The organism is Mediterraneibacter faecis, assembly GCF_055383675.1.
This window is the reverse complement of sequence record NZ_AP043803.1, coordinates 2,787,270-2,804,159: the sequence shown is the minus strand read 5'-3', so window position 1 is coordinate 2,804,159 and position 16,890 is coordinate 2,787,270. Positions and strand designations below refer to the sequence as shown.

Below are 16,890 nucleotides of genomic sequence, written 5' to 3'. Positions count from 1 at the left end.
AGATTTAGAAAAAAAGAAGGAGAAGAGAGCAATGAAGAAAAATGTTTTGAAAAAATTTGCGGCGGCAGCACTTGCAGCGGCAACAGTAATGAGCAGTATGTCAGTGATGGCATTTGCGGATGAAGGCACCACAGAAGAAAAAGGTAGTGTTACGATTACGAAGTATATGAGTAATACTGGAGCTGGGGAGACATTGTTACCAGAGAATTATACAGGTGTTGCACCAACAGAAGAAGGGAATACTTTATTACAAGGGGTTCAGTTTGCTTATGTAGAGGTTGGTGAGAGAGTGCAGGTAGATACTGCGGGAGAGAATTCTTCACAGACAGAGACACAGTATAAGGTGAAAAATGCAGATTTTCTGGAAGCAATTGGCCTTGATAAAACAAAGGTAAATACTAATTTTACACAAACTGAATTAAATACTGCGATTAAAACAAAAAAAACTGATACAATTGCATTTGTAAAAGCTAATGCTATGGACGCTAATAAAAAGTCAACAGCAGCTGAAAGTGGAGAAGTTAAATTTGATAATTTATCTTTGTATAAGTTATATGTTTTTGCAGAAACAGATGCTACAAAAGCAGCATTGGCAAGCGATGAAAATAAAAAAGTAAACGTAACAAAAGTTTCTGTTCCATTCCTCGTTTCTTTACCGTTTACTGGAAAAGATGGAAAAACAGTAACAGATTTAAAAGTATATCCAAAGAACTCAACAGGTGAAGATAAGATTGATAAGGAAATTGTGGAAGGTACAAATGAAAAAGTAAGCACAACTGCTAATATCGGAGCTACAATTAATTACAAAGTAACTTATGAGATTCCGGTAGGTGAGAATGGATTAGAGTCTTTAGTTGTAACAGATAAAATGAGTAAAGGGTTAACATTTGGAAATAGTGTAGAAGTTAAAAATGGAACTACTACTGTAGCCCAAGAGAATTATACGATGGATTCACCTACTGATACAGATGGAATTACAACAATTACAATTACTTTTAATAAAGATTATTGTGAAACATTAGGACAAAATACAACACAGAACTTTACAATTACATATACAGCAACATTAAATGACAAAGCAGTTCTTGGACAGAGTGGAAATACAAATGATGTTTTTGTAACATATAAAAATACAGGTGATATTGATAGAAATACAGAGCATAAAAACACTAAAGTATTCACATACGGAATCGATCTTCTGAAAAATGGTGAAGGCGAAAAGAAGCTTTCAGGAGTTACATTTGCATTAACAGATGAAAGCGATAAAGAAGTATATGTTGCGAAAAAAACTCCAAATGATTTCTATACACCAGGCGGAAAGTCAAATGAAGTAACAACAGACGCCAACGGAAGAATCTACATCAGAGGTTTAAAACCAGGTACATACAAACTGACAGAGACAAAAACAAACGCAGGTTATGTACTTCTGAAAGATCCAGTAGTGATTGTGATTAAAGATGATAATGCAACAGGAGGAGCAGAAGCATTTGTAGGCAGTAAACCTGTTACAATGCAGAACGATCAGAAGAATTCAGGCAGCAAAACAGCCGAAGTACCACTCACAGTAGTCAACAGCAAGGGATTTGACCTTCCGGTTACAGGTGGAAGAGGTATTGCACTTTTCACAATCGTAGGTATCGCAATCGTTGCAGCTGCAGGATCACTCTTATTCATGAGAAAAAGATCCAAATAATTAATTAGATGCTCTCATATACATAATTAATACTATACAGGGAAACAGAAATGACTGTTTCCCTGTATTTGAAAGTGAGAAAGCACATTTCTTGTTTTCAAATACAGGGAAGGAGCAGGAAAATGAAAAATAAAATAATTAATATCTTTCTTGTGCTGATTCTGCTTTGTGGAATCGGCGTTTTGAGTTATCCATTTATCAGTAATATATTACAGGATAGAAAACAGGATCAGATTCTTACAGAATATAATGAAGAGATGGAGAAGCTGTCAGATGCAGAGATTGAGGAAGCGAAAGAAAAAGCAAAGCAGTACAATGACAGTTTGAGCAATACAGTTGTTATATCGGATCCATTTGATCCGGATGCGGCAGCTGATATGTCAGCAGATTATATTTCAGCATTGAATCTTGAGAAAAATGGAATTATGGCGTATATTGAGATTCCAAGGATTGATGTGTATGAACCTGTGTACCATGGCACATCAGAAGAAGTGTTAGCAAAAGGTGTTGGTCACCTGGAGGGGACATCTCTTCCAATTGGTGGAGAGAGTACACATACAGTACTTTCCGGGCATACAGGACTTCCGGAAGCGGAAATATTTACGAAGCTGGAATCTGTAAAAGAAGGGGATATTTTTCTTATTCATGTGCTGAATGAGACATTGGCATATAAGGTGGATCAGATTAAGGTTGTTGAGCCATCGAAAACAGATGATTTGAAAATCGTTCCGGGGTATGATTATGCAACATTGGTGACATGTACACCTTATGGGATTAATTCACATCGTCTTTTGGTAAGAGGCATTCGAACAGAATATACGCAGGATGTGAGTGATGAGGCAGCAGGACAGGCAGAGGAAGGTCCGGATGGCGGTGGCTGGAAAGCAATGTACGAAAAAGCCATTATAGAAGGCATTCTTTTTGCAGTGATTCTGGTTGTTCTGATCAATGTGATTGTGCGCAAGTTTGGGAAAAAGAATAAATCAGAAGTTGCGATTTATGATGAAAAAGAGAAGAAGGAAAAGAAACCATGCAAAAAAGCAGGAAAAAGAAGGAGAAGAAAAAGCAAAAGAACAGAACGCTGATGGCGATTATGCTGATAATTCTGTATCTTGGAGGTTTGTTTGTGTATGCAATCCCAGATTTACAAAAGGTTGCATTGCAGAAGGAGAACGAGAAAGCAGTGGAACATTTTAAAGAAGAGGTGGAAGGAAGCCAGTTGGATAAAAGTGGAGAAGAGAAAGACTCTACCTCTGCCGATTCCAACCAGATTCCAAAGAACGCCCAGCTCTACCAGGAGATGCAGGCATATAATCAGCAGATCTTTTCTGATGGTCAGTCAGGACTGACTGATCCATGGTCTTACGAGCAGGAGACATTGGATCTGTCGAAGTATGGGATTGATGACGGGATGATCGGGATTCTTGATATTCCGAAGATGGATGTGACATTGCCATTATATCTCGGCGCGACGCAGGAGAAGATGGCGAGAGGTGCGGTCATGCTTGGACAGACTTCATTTCCGGTACAGGATACAGACAGTAATTGTGTGATCGCAGCGCACCGAGGATGGAAGGGGATTCCGATGTTCCGCGAGATCGAGCGGTTGGAGATTGGAGATGAACTGACGATACAAAACTGTCAGGAAACATTGACGTATCGTGTGTCTGAGATTGAGATTATCCTGCCGGATGAGAGTGACAAGATCATGATTCAGCCGGGGCGGAATATGGTGACTTTGATGACATGTCATCCTTATACGCAGAATTCTAAAAGATATGTTGTGTATTGTGATGAGGTTGGAACACAGCCGGAGGCAGCAGTTGATGCAGCAGAAGAGGCGGACAGCAGCCAACAAGAGAATATCACCACTTCCGAGCAGAACAGAACGGAAGCGATAGAGGAAGATCAGCGTCTGATTGAGAGAGATACGTTATGGAGGAAAGCCGGTTATGCTGGAATCGGGCTGATCGGAGTATTGATTATTTTTGGATTTATCCCTAGGAAAAAGCATTGAGATGCGTTATACTAAGAAAGATGTGAATGAAAACATGGTACAAAGGAGATGGAGCAATGATTCGTTTTACATGGTATGAACTGCTTTGGCTGTTTTTCATCTATTCTTTCTTAGGATGGGTGCTGGAGACAGCGGCCGCAACAGTAAAACAGAAGAAGTTTGCGAACAGAGGTCTGGTGAATGGACCGTTCTGTGTGATCTACGGTATCGCCGCTCTGTTCATGACATTTGGATTACAGGAGCTAAGAGGAGTCTGGCTTTTTTTATTTGCGACGATTTATGCGACAGTGATTGAATGGGTTGCAGGGCATTTGATCGAGAAGGCATTTAAAGCCAGATGGTGGGATTACTCCAGGATTAAATGGAATCTGGACGGATATATCTGTATCCCGGCTTCTCTTATCTGGGGTGCTCTTGGATATCTCGTAATCCGCTGGGGAAACAGATTTGCGATCATAGCATTTAAAATGTTGCCTCTGTTCCTGATGAAGATCCTTGTATTGGTTCTTCTTGGAGTATTGGTTGTGGATATCCTCGGATCTTATCTGCTGCTTCGTGGAAAAGGGAAGAACCTCGCGCGGTGGGAAGCTACGAATGAAGGTCTGGATAAAGTCAGCAATAAGCTTGGAAGTGCGATTTCCGGATGGGTTGGGAAACGTATCCAAAAAGCGTATCCAAAAGCGAGGGAACTGATCCGCAAGGAAGAGGAAGCGGAGAAGGGGAAAGTATTTGCCGCAGGCTGTGGGTTCTATAAGATTGTGCTGTTGTTCTTTGTCGGAGCATTTCTTGGAGACATTACAGAGACGATTTTCTGCAGAATCACGGCAGGTGTGTGGATGAGTCGCTCCAGTGTGGTCTGGGGACCGTTCAGTATTGTCTGGGGACTGGCGATCGCACTTGTGACAGCAATGCTTTACAAATATAAAGATAAGAGTGACAGCTTCTTATTTATCATCGGTACGTTGCTCGGCGGAGCATACGAATATCTCTGTAGTGTATTTACGGAAATTGTATTCGGGAAAGTATTTTGGGACTATAGCGAGATTCCATTTAACTTAGGAGGCCGAATCAACTTATTATACTGCTTCTTCTGGGGAATTGCAGCAGTTGTCTGGTTTAAGAAGATCTATCCGTACATTTCCGCATGGATTGAGAAAATCCCGATGTTGGCAGGGAAGGTGCTCACCTGGTTTTTGATCATTTTCATGGTCTGCAATGTGGCTGTGTCATGTATTGCACTTGTTCGTTATGACGAACGTGGAAAGGGCGTTGTAGCGGAAAACAGCATTCAGAAATGGGCAGATGAGCATTACGATGATGCGAAGATGGAGAAGATTTATCCGAACGCAAAAGCGACAGAATAGAAAATAAGATGTAAACGAGAGGAAAATGGTATGATGGAGAATAAAAAGATGCGGGCAGAGCATCCGAAGAAAGAGCTTGCAGTGGATATTTTGTATGATATTATAGGAAGTATTTTGTTTGGTGCCGGAATTTATACATTTGCCGAGGGAGGAAATTTTGCGCCTGGAGGAATTTCAGGTATTGCTTTGATTATGAACAAGTTATGGAATCTTCCGGTCGGTACAATGACATTGATACTGAATATTCCACTGGTCATCATCAGTTACAAGACAGTAGGAAAGCGTTTTTTGATAAAGACTGCGAGAACAATGATTATTTCAACCATTTTTGTCGATCTTGTATTTCCGATGTTCCCATATTATACAGGGCAGCGTCTGCTTGCAGCGATTTACTCGGGAGCATTGCTTGGACTTGGAATGGTTCTTTTCTATATGAGAGGTTCTTCTTCGGGCGGAGCAGATTTCCTGACGATGACGATCAAAAAGAAGAGACCACATATGTCTCTTGGTCGACTGACGTTGTTGATCGACTTGATCATTATCTTGATCGGATGGCCGGTATTCGGTGATGTTGACTCAGTTCTTTATGGATTGATTGCAGTATTTGTCTGCTCTATGGTGATTGACAAGATCCTTTACGGAATCGGCGCAGGAACACTTGCGATTATCGTAACATCCAAAGGAGAAGAAACCGCGGAAGAGATTGGAAGAATCACCGACCGTGGTGTAACATCTTTGGAAGGAATGGGTACTTATACAAAGAGTAAGAGAAATGTTCTGCTCTGTGCATGTTCCAAGTCAGAAGCGTATCTTGTGAAAAATGCAGTTTACCAGGTAGATGACTCTGCGTTTGTAATGTTTACTGAGACGAGTGAGGTGCTTGGAGAGGGATTCAAGGAAAGTCTTGATGAGCTGTAAATAAAAGAGAAGAATATGAAATAGAAAAAGCTGCTGTCTGAACTGTTGCTTGCGGGATTTGTGAACAACAGACGGACAGCAGTTTTTCTATATGCTCTTTATGAAGAGATTCGTTTTCAAAGATATAAAAATGTTAATCTTCTTTTGCCCAGTCGAAGGAATATTTGACAGCCTTGTGCCAGCCTTTCAGTTTCTTTTCGCGGACTTCCGGATCAATCGAAGGTTCAAAGATCTGATCGATCGCCCAGTTCTCTTTGATTTCTTCAAGACTGTTCCAGTAGCCGACTGCAAGACCAGCCAGATAAGCAGCTCCCATGGCAGTCGTCTCAACGCAGACCGGACGGTGGACAGGTGCGTTGATCAGATCAGCCTGTGTCTGCATCAGGAAGTTATTTGCGCTTGCGCCGCCGTCTACTTTCAGGGAGGCAAGATTAATGTCGGAATCTGCTTTCATGGCAGTCAGGACGTCATATGCCTGATAAGCGAGAGACTCGAGGGTTGCACGGATGATATGGTATTTATTTACCCCACGTGTCAGGCCGACGATCGTTCCGCGGGCATACTGATCCCAATATGGAGCACCAAGTCCGGTGAAAGCAGGTACAACATAACAGCCGTTTGTATTTTTCACTTTCTTTGCCATATATTCGCAGTCGTCTGCGGAGTCAATCAGGCGTAGTTCATCACGCAGCCACTGGATCGCTGCACCGGCAACAAAGATAGAACCTTCCAGAGCATATGTAACCTTTCCGTCAAGTCCCCAGGCAATCGTGGTGACCAGCCCATTGTTGGAAAAGACAGGTTTCTCTCCGGTGTTCATCAGAAGGAAGCATCCGGTTCCGTAAGTATTTTTCGCATCTCCCGGTTTAAAGCAGGTCTGACCGAAAAGTGCAGACTGCTGATCTCCGGCAGCACCGGCAATCGGGATCGCTCCGCCGAGGACGGAAGGATCTGTCTCTCCGTAAATGCAGCTGGAAGGCTTCGGTGTCGGAAGCATACAGCGTGGGATCTGAAGTTCTTCGAGAATCTCGTCATCCCAGTCTAATGTATTGATATTGAAAAGCATGGTTCGTGATGCGTTGGAGTAGTCTGTAACATGTACTGCGCCTTTCGTCAGTTTCCAGATCAGCCAGGTCTCTACTGTACCAAAGAGCAGTTCTCCGTGCTCGGCACGTTCTCTTGCTTTCGGAATGTTGTCGAGAATCCAGCGGATCTTTGTTCCGGAGAAATAAGCATCAAGTACAAGGCCGGTTTTCTGACGGAACTTTTCTGTCAGTCCTTTTTCCTTCAAAGAATCGCAGAATTCAGCAGTACGACGACACTGCCAGACGATTGCGTGGCAGATAGGATCGCCGGTATTTTTATCCCACACAATCGTTGTCTCGCGCTGGTTCGTGATACCGATTGCAGCGATATCAGAAGGTTCTGCGCCGATGATGTTCATAGCCTCCACAGCAACTCCGAGCATGCTTGCCCAGATTTCATCCGCATCGTGCTCAACCCAGCCCGGTTTCGGAAAATGTTGTGTGAATTCTCTCTGTGTGACGCTGCAGATTTCCCCTTTTTTATTAAATAAAATGCAGCGGTTACTTGTGGTTCCGGCATCTAATGCCATAACGTATTTTGACATAATATGTGCCTCCTCATTCTAGTATTACTCAGAACAGTAATCGAGGTTCGTTCTGTTCTATATTCTAATAAGATAAGAATATCATAATCGGAATGGAGGTTCAATGGACGAAAGGTGCTGTAATAACTAAATTTTCGCATTTTACTGTATTTTACTGTATGCATGCTTGCAAATCTTTTTACGATACCGTAAAATAAATTTTGAATTGCTTTTCAGCAGTTCGCCTTATGCAACTAATAACGATACAGAGACATTAGAAAGTTTTATTTTCTTATGCATTTTTATAATAAGAAAGGCGGTATATTCCATGGGAATGATACGTGCTGAAAAGCTTGTATTTGAATATGATAAACGAGACGAAGAAGGTAATGTGATCGGATCCCATCGCGCCATTGACGGAGTTGACATTGATGTCCCGCAGGGGTCTTTTGTGGCGATTCTTGGACACAACGGTTCAGGAAAGTCTACCCTGGCGAAGCATATGAATGCGATTCTTGTCCCGACAGGTGGAACGATGTGGGTGGACGGAAGAGATACGAAAGATCCGAATGAGCTTTGGAACATCAGACAGAGCGCCGGTATGGTATTTCAGAATCCGGATAACCAGATTATCGGAACTGTTGTGGAAGAGGAAGTAGGATTCGGTCCGGAGAACTTAGGAGTTCCTACGGATGAAATCTGGAAACGGGTAGAGAACAGTCTGCGTGCAGTCGGTATGCTGGAGCGAAGAAAGGATTCTCCGAATAAATTGTCCGGAGGTCAGAAGCAGAGAGTGGCGATCGCAGGAGTGATCGCAATGGAGCCGAAGTGTATCGTGCTCGATGAGCCGACAGCGATGCTTGATCCGAATGGACGAAAAGAAGTTATTGAAGCGGTAGAGCAGCTTCGAAAAGAGAAGAATGTTACGGTGATCCTGATCACACATTATATGGAAGAAGTGATCGATGCGGATCAGGTATTTGTAATGGATGAAGGGCATGTGGTGATGCATGGTACACCGAAAGAAATCTTCAGCCGGGTGGATGAACTCAAGAAGTACCGTATGGATGTACCACAGGTGACAATGCTGGCAGACGCATTGATTCAAAAAGGAGTTCCGCTGCCGAAAGGAATTCTTAGAAGGGAAGAATTGGTGGATGCCTTATGTCAATTAAGTTAGAAAATATCAGTTATGTATATAGCCCGGGAACTGCATATGAGCATCATGCGCTGAAGGATGTCAGTCTTGAGATCCCGCAGGGACAGTTCGTCGGAATCATTGGACACACGGGTTCGGGAAAATCAACCTTGATCCAGCATTTGAACGGTCTGATGAAAGCAACCTCAGGGAAATTACTTTATGAGGGACAGAACATTTACGAGGACGGATATGATATGAAGAAACTGCGTACACAGGTAGGACTTGTGTTCCAATATCCAGAGTATCAGTTGTTTGAAGTTGATGTGTTAAGTGATGTGTGTTTTGGACCGAAGAACCAGGGACTTTCCAAGGAAGAGTGCGAGAAGCAGGCAAGAGAAGCCTTGGAGCTTGTAGGATTTCCGGAGAAATATTATAAGCAGTCCCCATTTGAATTATCCGGTGGACAGAAACGCCGTGTGGCAATCGCAGGAATTCTTGCAATGCATCCGAAGGTACTTGTTCTGGATGAGCCGACTGCCGGATTGGATCCGAAGGGACGAGATGAGATTTTAGATCAGGTAAAATTGCTTCATGAGAAGACTGGAATGACAGTAATTCTTGTTTCCCATAGCATGGAAGATGTTGCGAAATATGTGGAGCGCCTGATCGTGATGAATGATGGAGAGAAGATGCTTGACGGTACGCCGGAAGAAGTGTTCCGCCATTATAAAGAGCTTGAGGCTGTTGGACTGGCAGCACCACAGGTAACATATGTAATGCATGATCTGAAAGAAAAAGGATTTGATGTATCAGCAGATGCGACAACTGTGGAAGAGGCTGCAGACGAGATCTACAACTTCCTGAAGAAGAGACAGGAGGTGCAGTCATGATCAGAGATATTACGATAGGACAGTATTATCCGGCGCAGAGTCCGATTCACAGACTGGATCCGCGTGTGAAGATTGTCTGCACACTGATCTTTTTGATTTCTTTATTTGTGCAGAACAGTGTGCTTGGATATGCATTGGCATTTGTATTTCTTGCGTGCATGATTCACGTTTCTAAAGTCCCGGCAAAGTTTATCGGAAAAGGACTTAAGCCGATTGTGATCTTGTTATTGTTTACAGTGGCTATGAACTTGTTCCTTACAAGAGGCGGTGCAGTGTTATTCCATTGGGGAATCATTACGATCACAGAGACAGGACTTCGTACTTCTGTGTTCATGGCAGTTCGTCTTGTACTGCTTGTTGCAGGATCTTCTTTGATGACATTTACAACGACTCCGAACGGACTGACGGATGGACTGGAGAAGCTGCTTCATCCACTGAACCGAATCCATGTACCGGTACACGAAATTTCGATGATGATGTCTATTGCACTGCGTTTTATTCCGATTCTGCTGGAAGAGACAGACAAGATCATGAAGGCGCAGATCGCAAGAGGAGCTGATTTTGAATCAGGAAATATTATCCAGAGAGCAAAGGCAATGATTCCGATCCTTGTTCCGCTTTTCGTGTCTGCGTTCCGAAGAGCGAATGATCTGGCGATGGCAATGGAAGCCCGCTGTTATCATGGTGGCGAGGGGCGTACAAAGATGAAGCCTTTGAAATATCATTATCAGGACAGACTTGCTTATGCAATCACATGGGGATATCTGATCGCGATTGTAGTGATCGGAAGATTTGTGCCGTTTAAATTGTGGATTTTTTAGAATAAAATAAATAGAGAAGAGGGACGGAGATTTCTGTCCCTTTTATTTACGCGAGCAACGAGCCAAAGTCCGTGCTTGCACGAGACCTTGGCAATTGTCGCGATAACTTGAGAAACTCGCGGAGCGTGTTTCTCATAGTATAGGAGAAAGAACAGATATGAGAAGAATCAGATTGAGAGTGGCGTATGACGGGACAGCATACTGTGGCTGGCAGGTGCAGCCGGAAGTGCCGACGATTGAAGGCGAATTGAATCAGGCAATCTCCAGACTTACGAAGGAAGAGAGTATCGTGATCGGGGCAAGCCGCACAGATGCTGGAGTCCATGCGAAGGGAAACGTTGCTGTATTTGACACAGAGTCTACAATCCCGGCAGACCGATTTGCTTATGCATTGAATCCACTGCTTCCGGAAGATATCGTGGTTGTGGCATCAGATGAGGTGGCAGCAGACTGGCATCCGAGACATTGTGATACAGAGAAAACATATGAATATAAGATTTTGAACAGCAAGTTTCCGGATCCGATGAGAAGAAGAGACACGTACCATGTTTCTTTTGACCTGGATCTTGAGAAGATGAGAGAAGCAGCAGGATATCTGAAAGGGGAGCATGACTTTAAGAGCTTCTGTAATGTTCATACTCAGGTGGAAGATACGGTTCGCACGATTTATGATCTGGAAGTAGAGAAAGAGGAAGAGCTTATTACAATTCGTGTCCGTGGAAATGGATTCCTCTACAATATGGTCCGGATCCTTGCAGGTACGTTGATCGGAGTTGGAAGAGGAGCGATTGCCCCGGAACAGATTCCGGCCATTCTTGAGGCAAAGGATCGCCAGGCAGCAGGAATGACAGTTCCACCACAGGGACTGAGGCTTGTTAAAATTGACTACCTTGATGAAAAAAAGTAAATAATTTTTTGTAAAGGTTGACAATGAACCGTTTCGCTGTTAGACTAGACAGTGTGGTGATTGTCAGTAGACAGAACCAAATTTCAGGCAGAGACGAATTTTAAGCGTATGCCTGGAATTTGTTTTTGTAAAGAATAACGAAAAAAATCGCGTATTATGTAAAAGTATAAAAAAAATATAAATATTATTAACAAATTATAAAATATTTGATTGACTTTTATGTGCAGGTTTGTTATACTGAATCACGTAGAAAAGAGATAACATTGACGAATTGTTATCATTAAAGAAGGATTGTTACTGTTAGGCAGGCAAAACCAGATTTTATGAGCGTCACCGAAGGAATCAAGGGGGATGCCTTAAAGTTTGGCTTTTTTGTTATGAGGGAGTTTTTCCCAAAGTTAGAGAAAGGCCAATCGGATGGTTATAGACAAAATAATTAATAACAATATTGTATCTGCATTTGACGAAAAAGGCTTAGAAGTTGTTATCATGGGCCGCGGAATCGGATTCCAGATGAAGCGGGGACAGGAAGTTCCAGCAGAGAAGATAGAGAAGGTTTTCCGTATCAAGAGTCAGAGCATAGCAGAACAGCTCAAGGAATTGCTGGCGAAGATGCCGCTTGAGCAGGTTCAGATTTCGAACGAGATCATTTCCTATGCAAAGAAGACAATGAAGCTGAAGTTAAATCAGAGCATCTATGTTACATTGACAGATCATATCAGTTTTGCAATCAGCCGCTGTAAAAAGGGGATTCATCTTGAGAATGCGTTGCTGTGGGAGATTAAAAGATTTTATCCACAGGAATTTGAACTCGGAAGATATGCGGTAGAACTTGTGAAAAAAAGACTGAATGTAGAGATGCCTGAGGACGAAGCAGGATTTATTGCATTACATTTTGTCAACGCAGAGTATGGGACTGATATTCGGGATGCAGTACGGTTTCCGAATCAGGTGAAAGAGATTCTTGGAATCGTAGCAGATGAACTTGGGATTGAGATGGATGAAGGCTCGCTGCATTATGAGAGATTTCTGACACATGTGAAGTTCCTTCTTCAGAGGATTTACCGCAAGGAGTTACTTGAAGAGGAAGAGAACGAGATTACAGAGATGATGCAGAGAAAGTATCCGAGAGAGTATTCTTGCAGCAGAAAAGTTGCAGATTACATAGAAAAGACGGCAGACTGCAAGCTGTCAGGAGAGGAAGTTTTGTATCTGACACTCCATATTCGCCGTGTTGCGATGGCGGATTCGGAGGACGAATAAGGTTGCTTTGAACGGTAACAAAAGTGAAAGGCTGCATTGAGAAATGAACAGCCGCAGATGAACTTGGACTTTAGCGCATTGCGCTTTTGTCATAGATGGTTCTCTGGTTTGTGGAAGACCCGGAGGATCAGAGGTGATTTTGACCGGAGGACTCATTTGCCGGTTAAAATAAAAAGGGATTAAAAATGAGAGATTATTAAGGAGGGAATTCTATGAAATTCGTACAGAAATTAGGAAAAGCTCTTATGCTTCCTGTTGCTTGTCTTCCGATTTGTGGTATCCTGATGGGATTAGGATACGCAATGTGTCCATCTACTATGCAGGGTGGAGATGTAACTGGTATTGTTCAGCAGATCGGATTTTTCCTTGTAAAAGCTGGTGGTGCTCTTATTGATAACATGGCACTCCTCTTTGCAATCGGTGTTGGTGTTGGTATGTCTGATGACCATGATGGTACAGCAGGTCTTGCTGCACTTGCATCTTGGCTGATGATCACAAACCTTCTTTCTACTGGAGCAGTATCTGTTCTTAGAACACTGGAAGAAGGATCAACAGCATTTATCGCATTCAGCAAAATCGCTAACCCGTTTATCGGTATCATCGCTGGTATCATCGGTGCACTTTGCTACAACAGATTCAAATCAACTAAGCTTCCTGACTGGCTGTCATTCTTCAGTGGAAAGCGTTGTGTAGCAATCGTTGCTGGTGTTGTTTCCATTATCGTATCTGCAGTTCTTCTTTTCGTATGGCCGGTAATCTTCGGTGGACTGGTTGCACTTGGAAAAGGAATCGCAGGAATGGGAGCTCTTGGAGCTGGTATCTATGCATTCTTCAACAGATTACTTATCCCGTTCGGTCTGCACCACGCACTGAACAATGTATTCTGGTTTGATACAATCGGACTTGGAGACCTGTCACACTTCTGGGCTGGAGAAACATCTGCAGACGTTTCCTGGAGTCTTGGAATGTACATGTCAGGATTCTTCCCATGTATGATGTTTGGTATCCCTGGAGCAGCTCTTGCTATGATTCAGTCTGCAAAGAGCAATAAGAAGAAAGTTGCAATCGGACTTATCGCATCTGCAGCAATTTCCGCATTCGTTTGTGGTGTTACAGAGCCATTCGAGTTCGCATTCATGTTCCTTGCTCCGGCACTTTACGTTGTATACGCATTACTGTATGGTATCTTTACAGTAATCACAGTAGCTCTTGGATTCCGTGCAGGATTCTGCTTCTCAGCAGGACTTACAGACCTTATCTTCTCTGCTTCCCTTCCGGCAGCAGCTAAGACATGGCTCATCCTTCCACTTGGAATCGCAGCTTTCATCGTATTCTATGTTGTATTCCGTTTCGCAATCGTTAAATTCGATCTGAAGACACCAGGTCGTGAAGATGACGATGATGATGAAACAAAAGTTGTTCTTGCAAACGATGATTTCACAACAGTAGCTAAGATCGTTCTTGAGGGTGTTGGTGGAAAAGATAACGTTGAGTCTATCGACAACTGTATCACAAGACTTCGTCTTGTAATCAAAGATTACACAAAGGTTGATGAGAAGAAGATCAAATCTGCAGGTGTTGCAGGTGTTGTTCGTCCATCTCAGAAAGACGTTCAGGTAATCATTGGAACAAAAGTTCAGTTCGTAGCTGACGAGTTCAAGAAACTTTGCAAATAAGTTTAAATGATAATTAGGTTATCCGGGATAATGATGTGAAAGAATACGGATAACACACACATTAATAATCCCTTTTCAAAAGCGGAAGTGGAATCGGCGAAGAGCCGGGGACACTTCCGTTTTTATATATGTAAGACCACTTGACAAAAGGATTACAATAGTCTATCATCAAAACTACGAGAGTTATTCTGACTCTTATATAGAAGTTATATAAAGTTATATATGGAAGGCTATGAAGGGAACAAGTAACAGACAGAGCGGACACACAGAAAGCTGCCGGTTGATGAGAGGCGCGTAGATGACTGACTGCGAATACATCCTGGAGCTTCACACCGAAATCTGATGATGGAAATTCATATCTAATTACTAGAATTTAAATTCATAGATTGATATGGGGAACAGATCAGACAGAGAGTAGGCTGTGACGGAGTTGTGCTCGTTATTGCACGAATGAGACTGACAGACATAAAAGTAAGAATTTTATACTTACATCAGAAAAGAATGTTGTCAGTGAATTAAGGTGGTACCACGGTGATAGATCGTCCTTATTGCGTCATGCAGTAAGGACTTTTTTATATGCTAGGAAAGTTCTTTTTGGATATATAAAAAGGCCAAGCTGAATGATGCGTTATTAATGCTACTGGTCACAGTTTTTGTGCCAAGAGACATGTTATGAATATTCTGTAGAAGTAACAGAAAAATAAAACGAAAAGAGAAGGAGAAGGAAAATGGGAATTTATGAAGAACTTCAGGCAAGAGGCCTGATCGCCCAGGTAACAGATGAGGAAAGAATCAAAGAACTTGTAAATAATGGAAAGGCTACATTCTATATCGGATTCGACCCGACAGCAGACAGTCTTCATGTAGGACATTTCATGGCACTGTGCCTGATGAAACGTCTGCAGGAAGCAGGAAACAAGCCAATCGCACTGATCGGTGGTGGTACAGGATATATCGGAGATCCATCCGGAAGAACTGATATGAGAAGCATGATGACACCGGAGCAGATCCAGCATAACTGTGACTGCTTCAAAGAGCAGATGAGCCGTTTCATCGATTTCTCTGATGGAAAAGCGCTTATGGTAAATAATGCAGACTGGTTGCTTGATCTGAACTACATCGATGTACTTCGTGAGGTAGGACCTCATTTCTCAGTAAACAGAATGCTGACAGCTGAGTGTTACAAGCAGAGAATGGAAAAAGGACTCAGCTTCCTTGAGTTCAACTACATGATCATGCAGGCATATGACTTCTACGAACTGTTCCAGAATTACGGATGTAACCTTGAGTTCGGTGGAGATGATCAGTGGAGCAATATGCTCGCAGGTACAGAGCTGATTCGTCGTAAACTTGGTAAAGATGCAAGCGCTATGACAATCACACTGCTTCTGAACTCCGAAGGTAAGAAGATGGGTAAGACACAGTCAGGTGCTGTATGGCTTGACCCGAACAAGACATCCCCATTCGATTTCTACCAGTACTGGAGAAATGTCGGAGATGCTGATGTTCTGAAATGTATCCGTATGCTGACATTCCTTCCACTTGAAGAGATCGACAAGATGGATACTTGGGAAGGTGCACAGCTTAATACAGCAAAAGAAATCCTTGCATATGAGCTGACAAAACTTGTTCACGGTGAGGAAGAAGCGAAGAAAGCACAGGAGAGTGCACGTGCACTGTTCAGCCAGGGAAATGCTGATAACATGCCAACAACAGAACTGGAAGAAGCAGATTTCCAGGATGGAAAGATTGATATCCTTGCAGTTCTCGTAAAGAGCGGACAGGCATCTTCCAGATCTGACGCAAGACGTGCCGTAACACAGGGTGGTGTTTCTGTAGACGGAGAGAAAGTAACAGACATTACAACAACATATGCTCCGGCAGACTTCGACGGAGAAGGAAAGATCGTGAAAAAAGGAAAGAAAAACTTCCGCAGAATTGTTGCAAAATAATTGAAATGAAGTAGAGAAATAGTGGCTGTTACTGTAGCATTAAGTTGGATACAGTAACGGCCGCTTCTTATAAGGAGGAAACAAAAATGGCATTTAAAGAAGTAAAGATTGAGGAACTTTCATTTAACCCTTTTACAAAAATCAGCAAGGAATGGATGCTGATCACAGCAGGAGATGAAGAGAAGCATAATACAATGACAGCCAGCTGGGGCGGTGTTGGAATTATGTGGGGGATGAATGTGGCTACAGCATATATTCGTCCACAGAGATATACGAAGGAATTCGTGGATGCAGAAGAGATGTTTACACTTTCTTTCTTTAAGGAAGATTATAGAAAAGCATTAAATCTTTGTGGTTCCAAGTCAGGTCGCGACTGTGATAAAGATAAAGAAGCAGGTCTGACACCGTATTACACAGATGGAACAACAGCGTATGAAGAAGCAGATCTGATCTTTGTCTGCAGAAAGCTTTATGCACAGGAGATGAAACCGGAGTGCTTTACAGTAGACGGACCGGATGAAAAATGGTATCCGGGCAAAGATTACCATACAATGTATATGGGTGAGATCGTGAAGGTGCTTGTGAGAGAATAAGTAAAAGATTTCAGCTGGTCAGATTATGAAGTCGAAGAGCCGGAAC

At 42.7% G+C, this 16,890-nt stretch carries 14 protein-coding genes; 13 read left to right on the top strand and 1 reads right to left on the bottom strand.

From position 1 onward, the window contains the following. Positions 1-31 precede the first annotated feature (31 nt). The 5 genes from ACZ47Z_RS13375 to ACZ47Z_RS13355 all read left to right on the top strand — a co-directional run bounded on the left by ACZ47Z_RS13375 (position 32) and on the right by ACZ47Z_RS13355 (position 5,992). Positions 32-1,693: a SpaH/EbpB family LPXTG-anchored major pilin gene (locus tag ACZ47Z_RS13375; protein WP_464525638.1), complete on the top strand. Its 1,662-nt coding sequence runs from the start codon at positions 32-34 to the stop codon at positions 1,691-1,693. A 122-nt stretch (positions 1,694-1,815) separates the two neighbouring features. Then, on the top strand, positions 1,816-2,778 hold the full coding sequence (locus tag ACZ47Z_RS13370; protein ID WP_464525637.1) for a class C sortase: 963 nt from the start codon (positions 1,816-1,818) through the stop codon (positions 2,776-2,778). Next, the gene (locus tag ACZ47Z_RS13365; RefSeq protein WP_464525636.1) at positions 2,724-3,710 is read left to right on the top strand and encodes a class C sortase; all 987 of its coding nucleotides are present in this window, start codon (positions 2,724-2,726) and stop codon (positions 3,708-3,710) included. Before ACZ47Z_RS13370 ends, ACZ47Z_RS13365 begins: the two co-directional genes overlap by 55 nt. 26 nt (positions 3,711-3,736) lie before the next feature. Beyond that, a complete protein-coding gene (locus tag ACZ47Z_RS13360; RefSeq protein ID WP_464525635.1) occupies positions 3,737-5,074 on the top strand; it encodes a putative ABC transporter permease in 1,338 nt (445 codons plus the stop codon). A gap of 30 nt (positions 5,075-5,104) precedes the next feature. Beyond that, positions 5,105-5,992 (top strand): YitT family protein, encoded by an 888-nt coding sequence (locus tag ACZ47Z_RS13355; protein WP_054751394.1) that lies wholly within the window; start codon positions 5,105-5,107, stop codon positions 5,990-5,992. Positions 5,993-6,125: 133 nt separating this feature from the next. Here the strand turns inward: ACZ47Z_RS13355 and glpK are convergent, their stop codons facing one another. Further along, on the bottom strand, positions 6,126-7,622 hold the full coding sequence (gene glpK / locus ACZ47Z_RS13350; protein WP_464525634.1) for a glycerol kinase GlpK: 1,497 nt from the start codon (positions 7,620-7,622) through the stop codon (positions 6,126-6,128). A gap of 307 nt (positions 7,623-7,929) precedes the next feature. Here glpK and ACZ47Z_RS13345 point away from each other — a divergent pair, with 307 nt between their 5' ends. The 8 genes from ACZ47Z_RS13345 to ACZ47Z_RS13310 all read left to right on the top strand — a co-directional run bounded on the left by ACZ47Z_RS13345 (position 7,930) and on the right by ACZ47Z_RS13310 (position 16,844). After that, positions 7,930-8,781, top strand: coding sequence for an energy-coupling factor transporter ATPase (locus tag ACZ47Z_RS13345; protein ID WP_015528415.1), 852 nt, complete (start codon positions 7,930-7,932; stop codon positions 8,779-8,781). Next, entirely contained in the window at positions 8,766-9,632 is an 867-nt protein-coding gene (locus ACZ47Z_RS13340; RefSeq protein ID WP_015528414.1) for an energy-coupling factor transporter ATPase, read from the top strand. Before ACZ47Z_RS13345 ends, ACZ47Z_RS13340 begins: the two co-directional genes overlap by 16 nt. Beyond that, positions 9,629-10,453: an energy-coupling factor transporter transmembrane component T family protein gene (locus ACZ47Z_RS13335; RefSeq protein WP_412430502.1), complete on the top strand. Its 825-nt coding sequence runs from the start codon at positions 9,629-9,631 to the stop codon at positions 10,451-10,453. Before ACZ47Z_RS13340 ends, ACZ47Z_RS13335 begins: the two co-directional genes overlap by 4 nt. Positions 10,454-10,610: 157 nt before the next feature. Beyond that, positions 10,611-11,360, top strand: coding sequence for a tRNA pseudouridine(38-40) synthase TruA (truA, locus tag ACZ47Z_RS13330; protein ID WP_464525633.1), 750 nt, complete (start codon positions 10,611-10,613; stop codon positions 11,358-11,360). Between the two features lie 417 nt (positions 11,361-11,777). Beyond that, positions 11,778-12,623 carry a BglG family transcription antiterminator LicT gene (licT, locus tag ACZ47Z_RS13325; RefSeq protein ID WP_227164825.1) on the top strand — a complete coding sequence of 282 codons (846 nt, stop codon included), beginning with the start codon at positions 11,778-11,780 and terminating at the stop codon, positions 12,621-12,623. A gap of 212 nt (positions 12,624-12,835) precedes the next feature. After that, entirely contained in the window at positions 12,836-14,299 is a 1,464-nt protein-coding gene (gene nagE / locus ACZ47Z_RS13320; RefSeq protein ID WP_054751402.1) for an N-acetylglucosamine-specific PTS transporter subunit IIBC, read from the top strand. A gap of 728 nt (positions 14,300-15,027) precedes the next feature. Further along, positions 15,028-16,251, top strand: a complete 1,224-nt coding sequence (tyrS, locus tag ACZ47Z_RS13315) for a tyrosine--tRNA ligase (protein ID WP_015528409.1) — start codon at positions 15,028-15,030, stop codon at positions 16,249-16,251. Between the two features lie 86 nt (positions 16,252-16,337). Next, on the top strand, positions 16,338-16,844 hold the full coding sequence (locus tag ACZ47Z_RS13310) for a flavin reductase family protein (RefSeq protein WP_015528408.1): 507 nt from the start codon (positions 16,338-16,340) through the stop codon (positions 16,842-16,844). Positions 16,845-16,890 lie beyond the last annotated feature (46 nt).

Bases quoted from the DNA above. Each gene is read 5' to 3' on its own strand.
- ACZ47Z_RS13375 (WP_464525638.1), top strand. From the start codon at position 32: ATGAAGAAAAATGTTTTGAAAAAATTTGCGGCGGCAGCACTTGCAGCG.
- ACZ47Z_RS13370 (WP_464525637.1), top strand. From the start codon at position 1,816: ATGAAAAATAAAATAATTAATATCTTTCTTGTGCTGATTCTGCTTTGT.
- ACZ47Z_RS13365 (WP_464525636.1), top strand. From the start codon at position 2,724: ATGCAAAAAAGCAGGAAAAAGAAGGAGAAGAAAAAGCAAAAGAACAGA.
- ACZ47Z_RS13360 (WP_464525635.1), top strand. From the start codon at position 3,737: ATGAAAACATGGTACAAAGGAGATGGAGCAATGATTCGTTTTACATGG.
- ACZ47Z_RS13355 (WP_054751394.1), top strand. From the start codon at position 5,105: ATGATGGAGAATAAAAAGATGCGGGCAGAGCATCCGAAGAAAGAGCTT.
- glpK (WP_464525634.1), bottom strand. From the start codon at position 7,622: ATGTCAAAATACGTTATGGCATTAGATGCCGGAACCACAAGTAACCGC.
- ACZ47Z_RS13345 (WP_015528415.1), top strand. From the start codon at position 7,930: ATGGGAATGATACGTGCTGAAAAGCTTGTATTTGAATATGATAAACGA.
- ACZ47Z_RS13340 (WP_015528414.1), top strand. From the start codon at position 8,766: ATGTCAATTAAGTTAGAAAATATCAGTTATGTATATAGCCCGGGAACT.
- ACZ47Z_RS13335 (WP_412430502.1), top strand. From the start codon at position 9,629: ATGATCAGAGATATTACGATAGGACAGTATTATCCGGCGCAGAGTCCG.
- truA (WP_464525633.1), top strand. From the start codon at position 10,611: ATGAGAAGAATCAGATTGAGAGTGGCGTATGACGGGACAGCATACTGT.
- licT (WP_227164825.1), top strand. From the start codon at position 11,778: ATGGTTATAGACAAAATAATTAATAACAATATTGTATCTGCATTTGAC.
- nagE (WP_054751402.1), top strand. From the start codon at position 12,836: ATGAAATTCGTACAGAAATTAGGAAAAGCTCTTATGCTTCCTGTTGCT.
- tyrS (WP_015528409.1), top strand. From the start codon at position 15,028: ATGGGAATTTATGAAGAACTTCAGGCAAGAGGCCTGATCGCCCAGGTA.
- ACZ47Z_RS13310 (WP_015528408.1), top strand. From the start codon at position 16,338: ATGGCATTTAAAGAAGTAAAGATTGAGGAACTTTCATTTAACCCTTTT.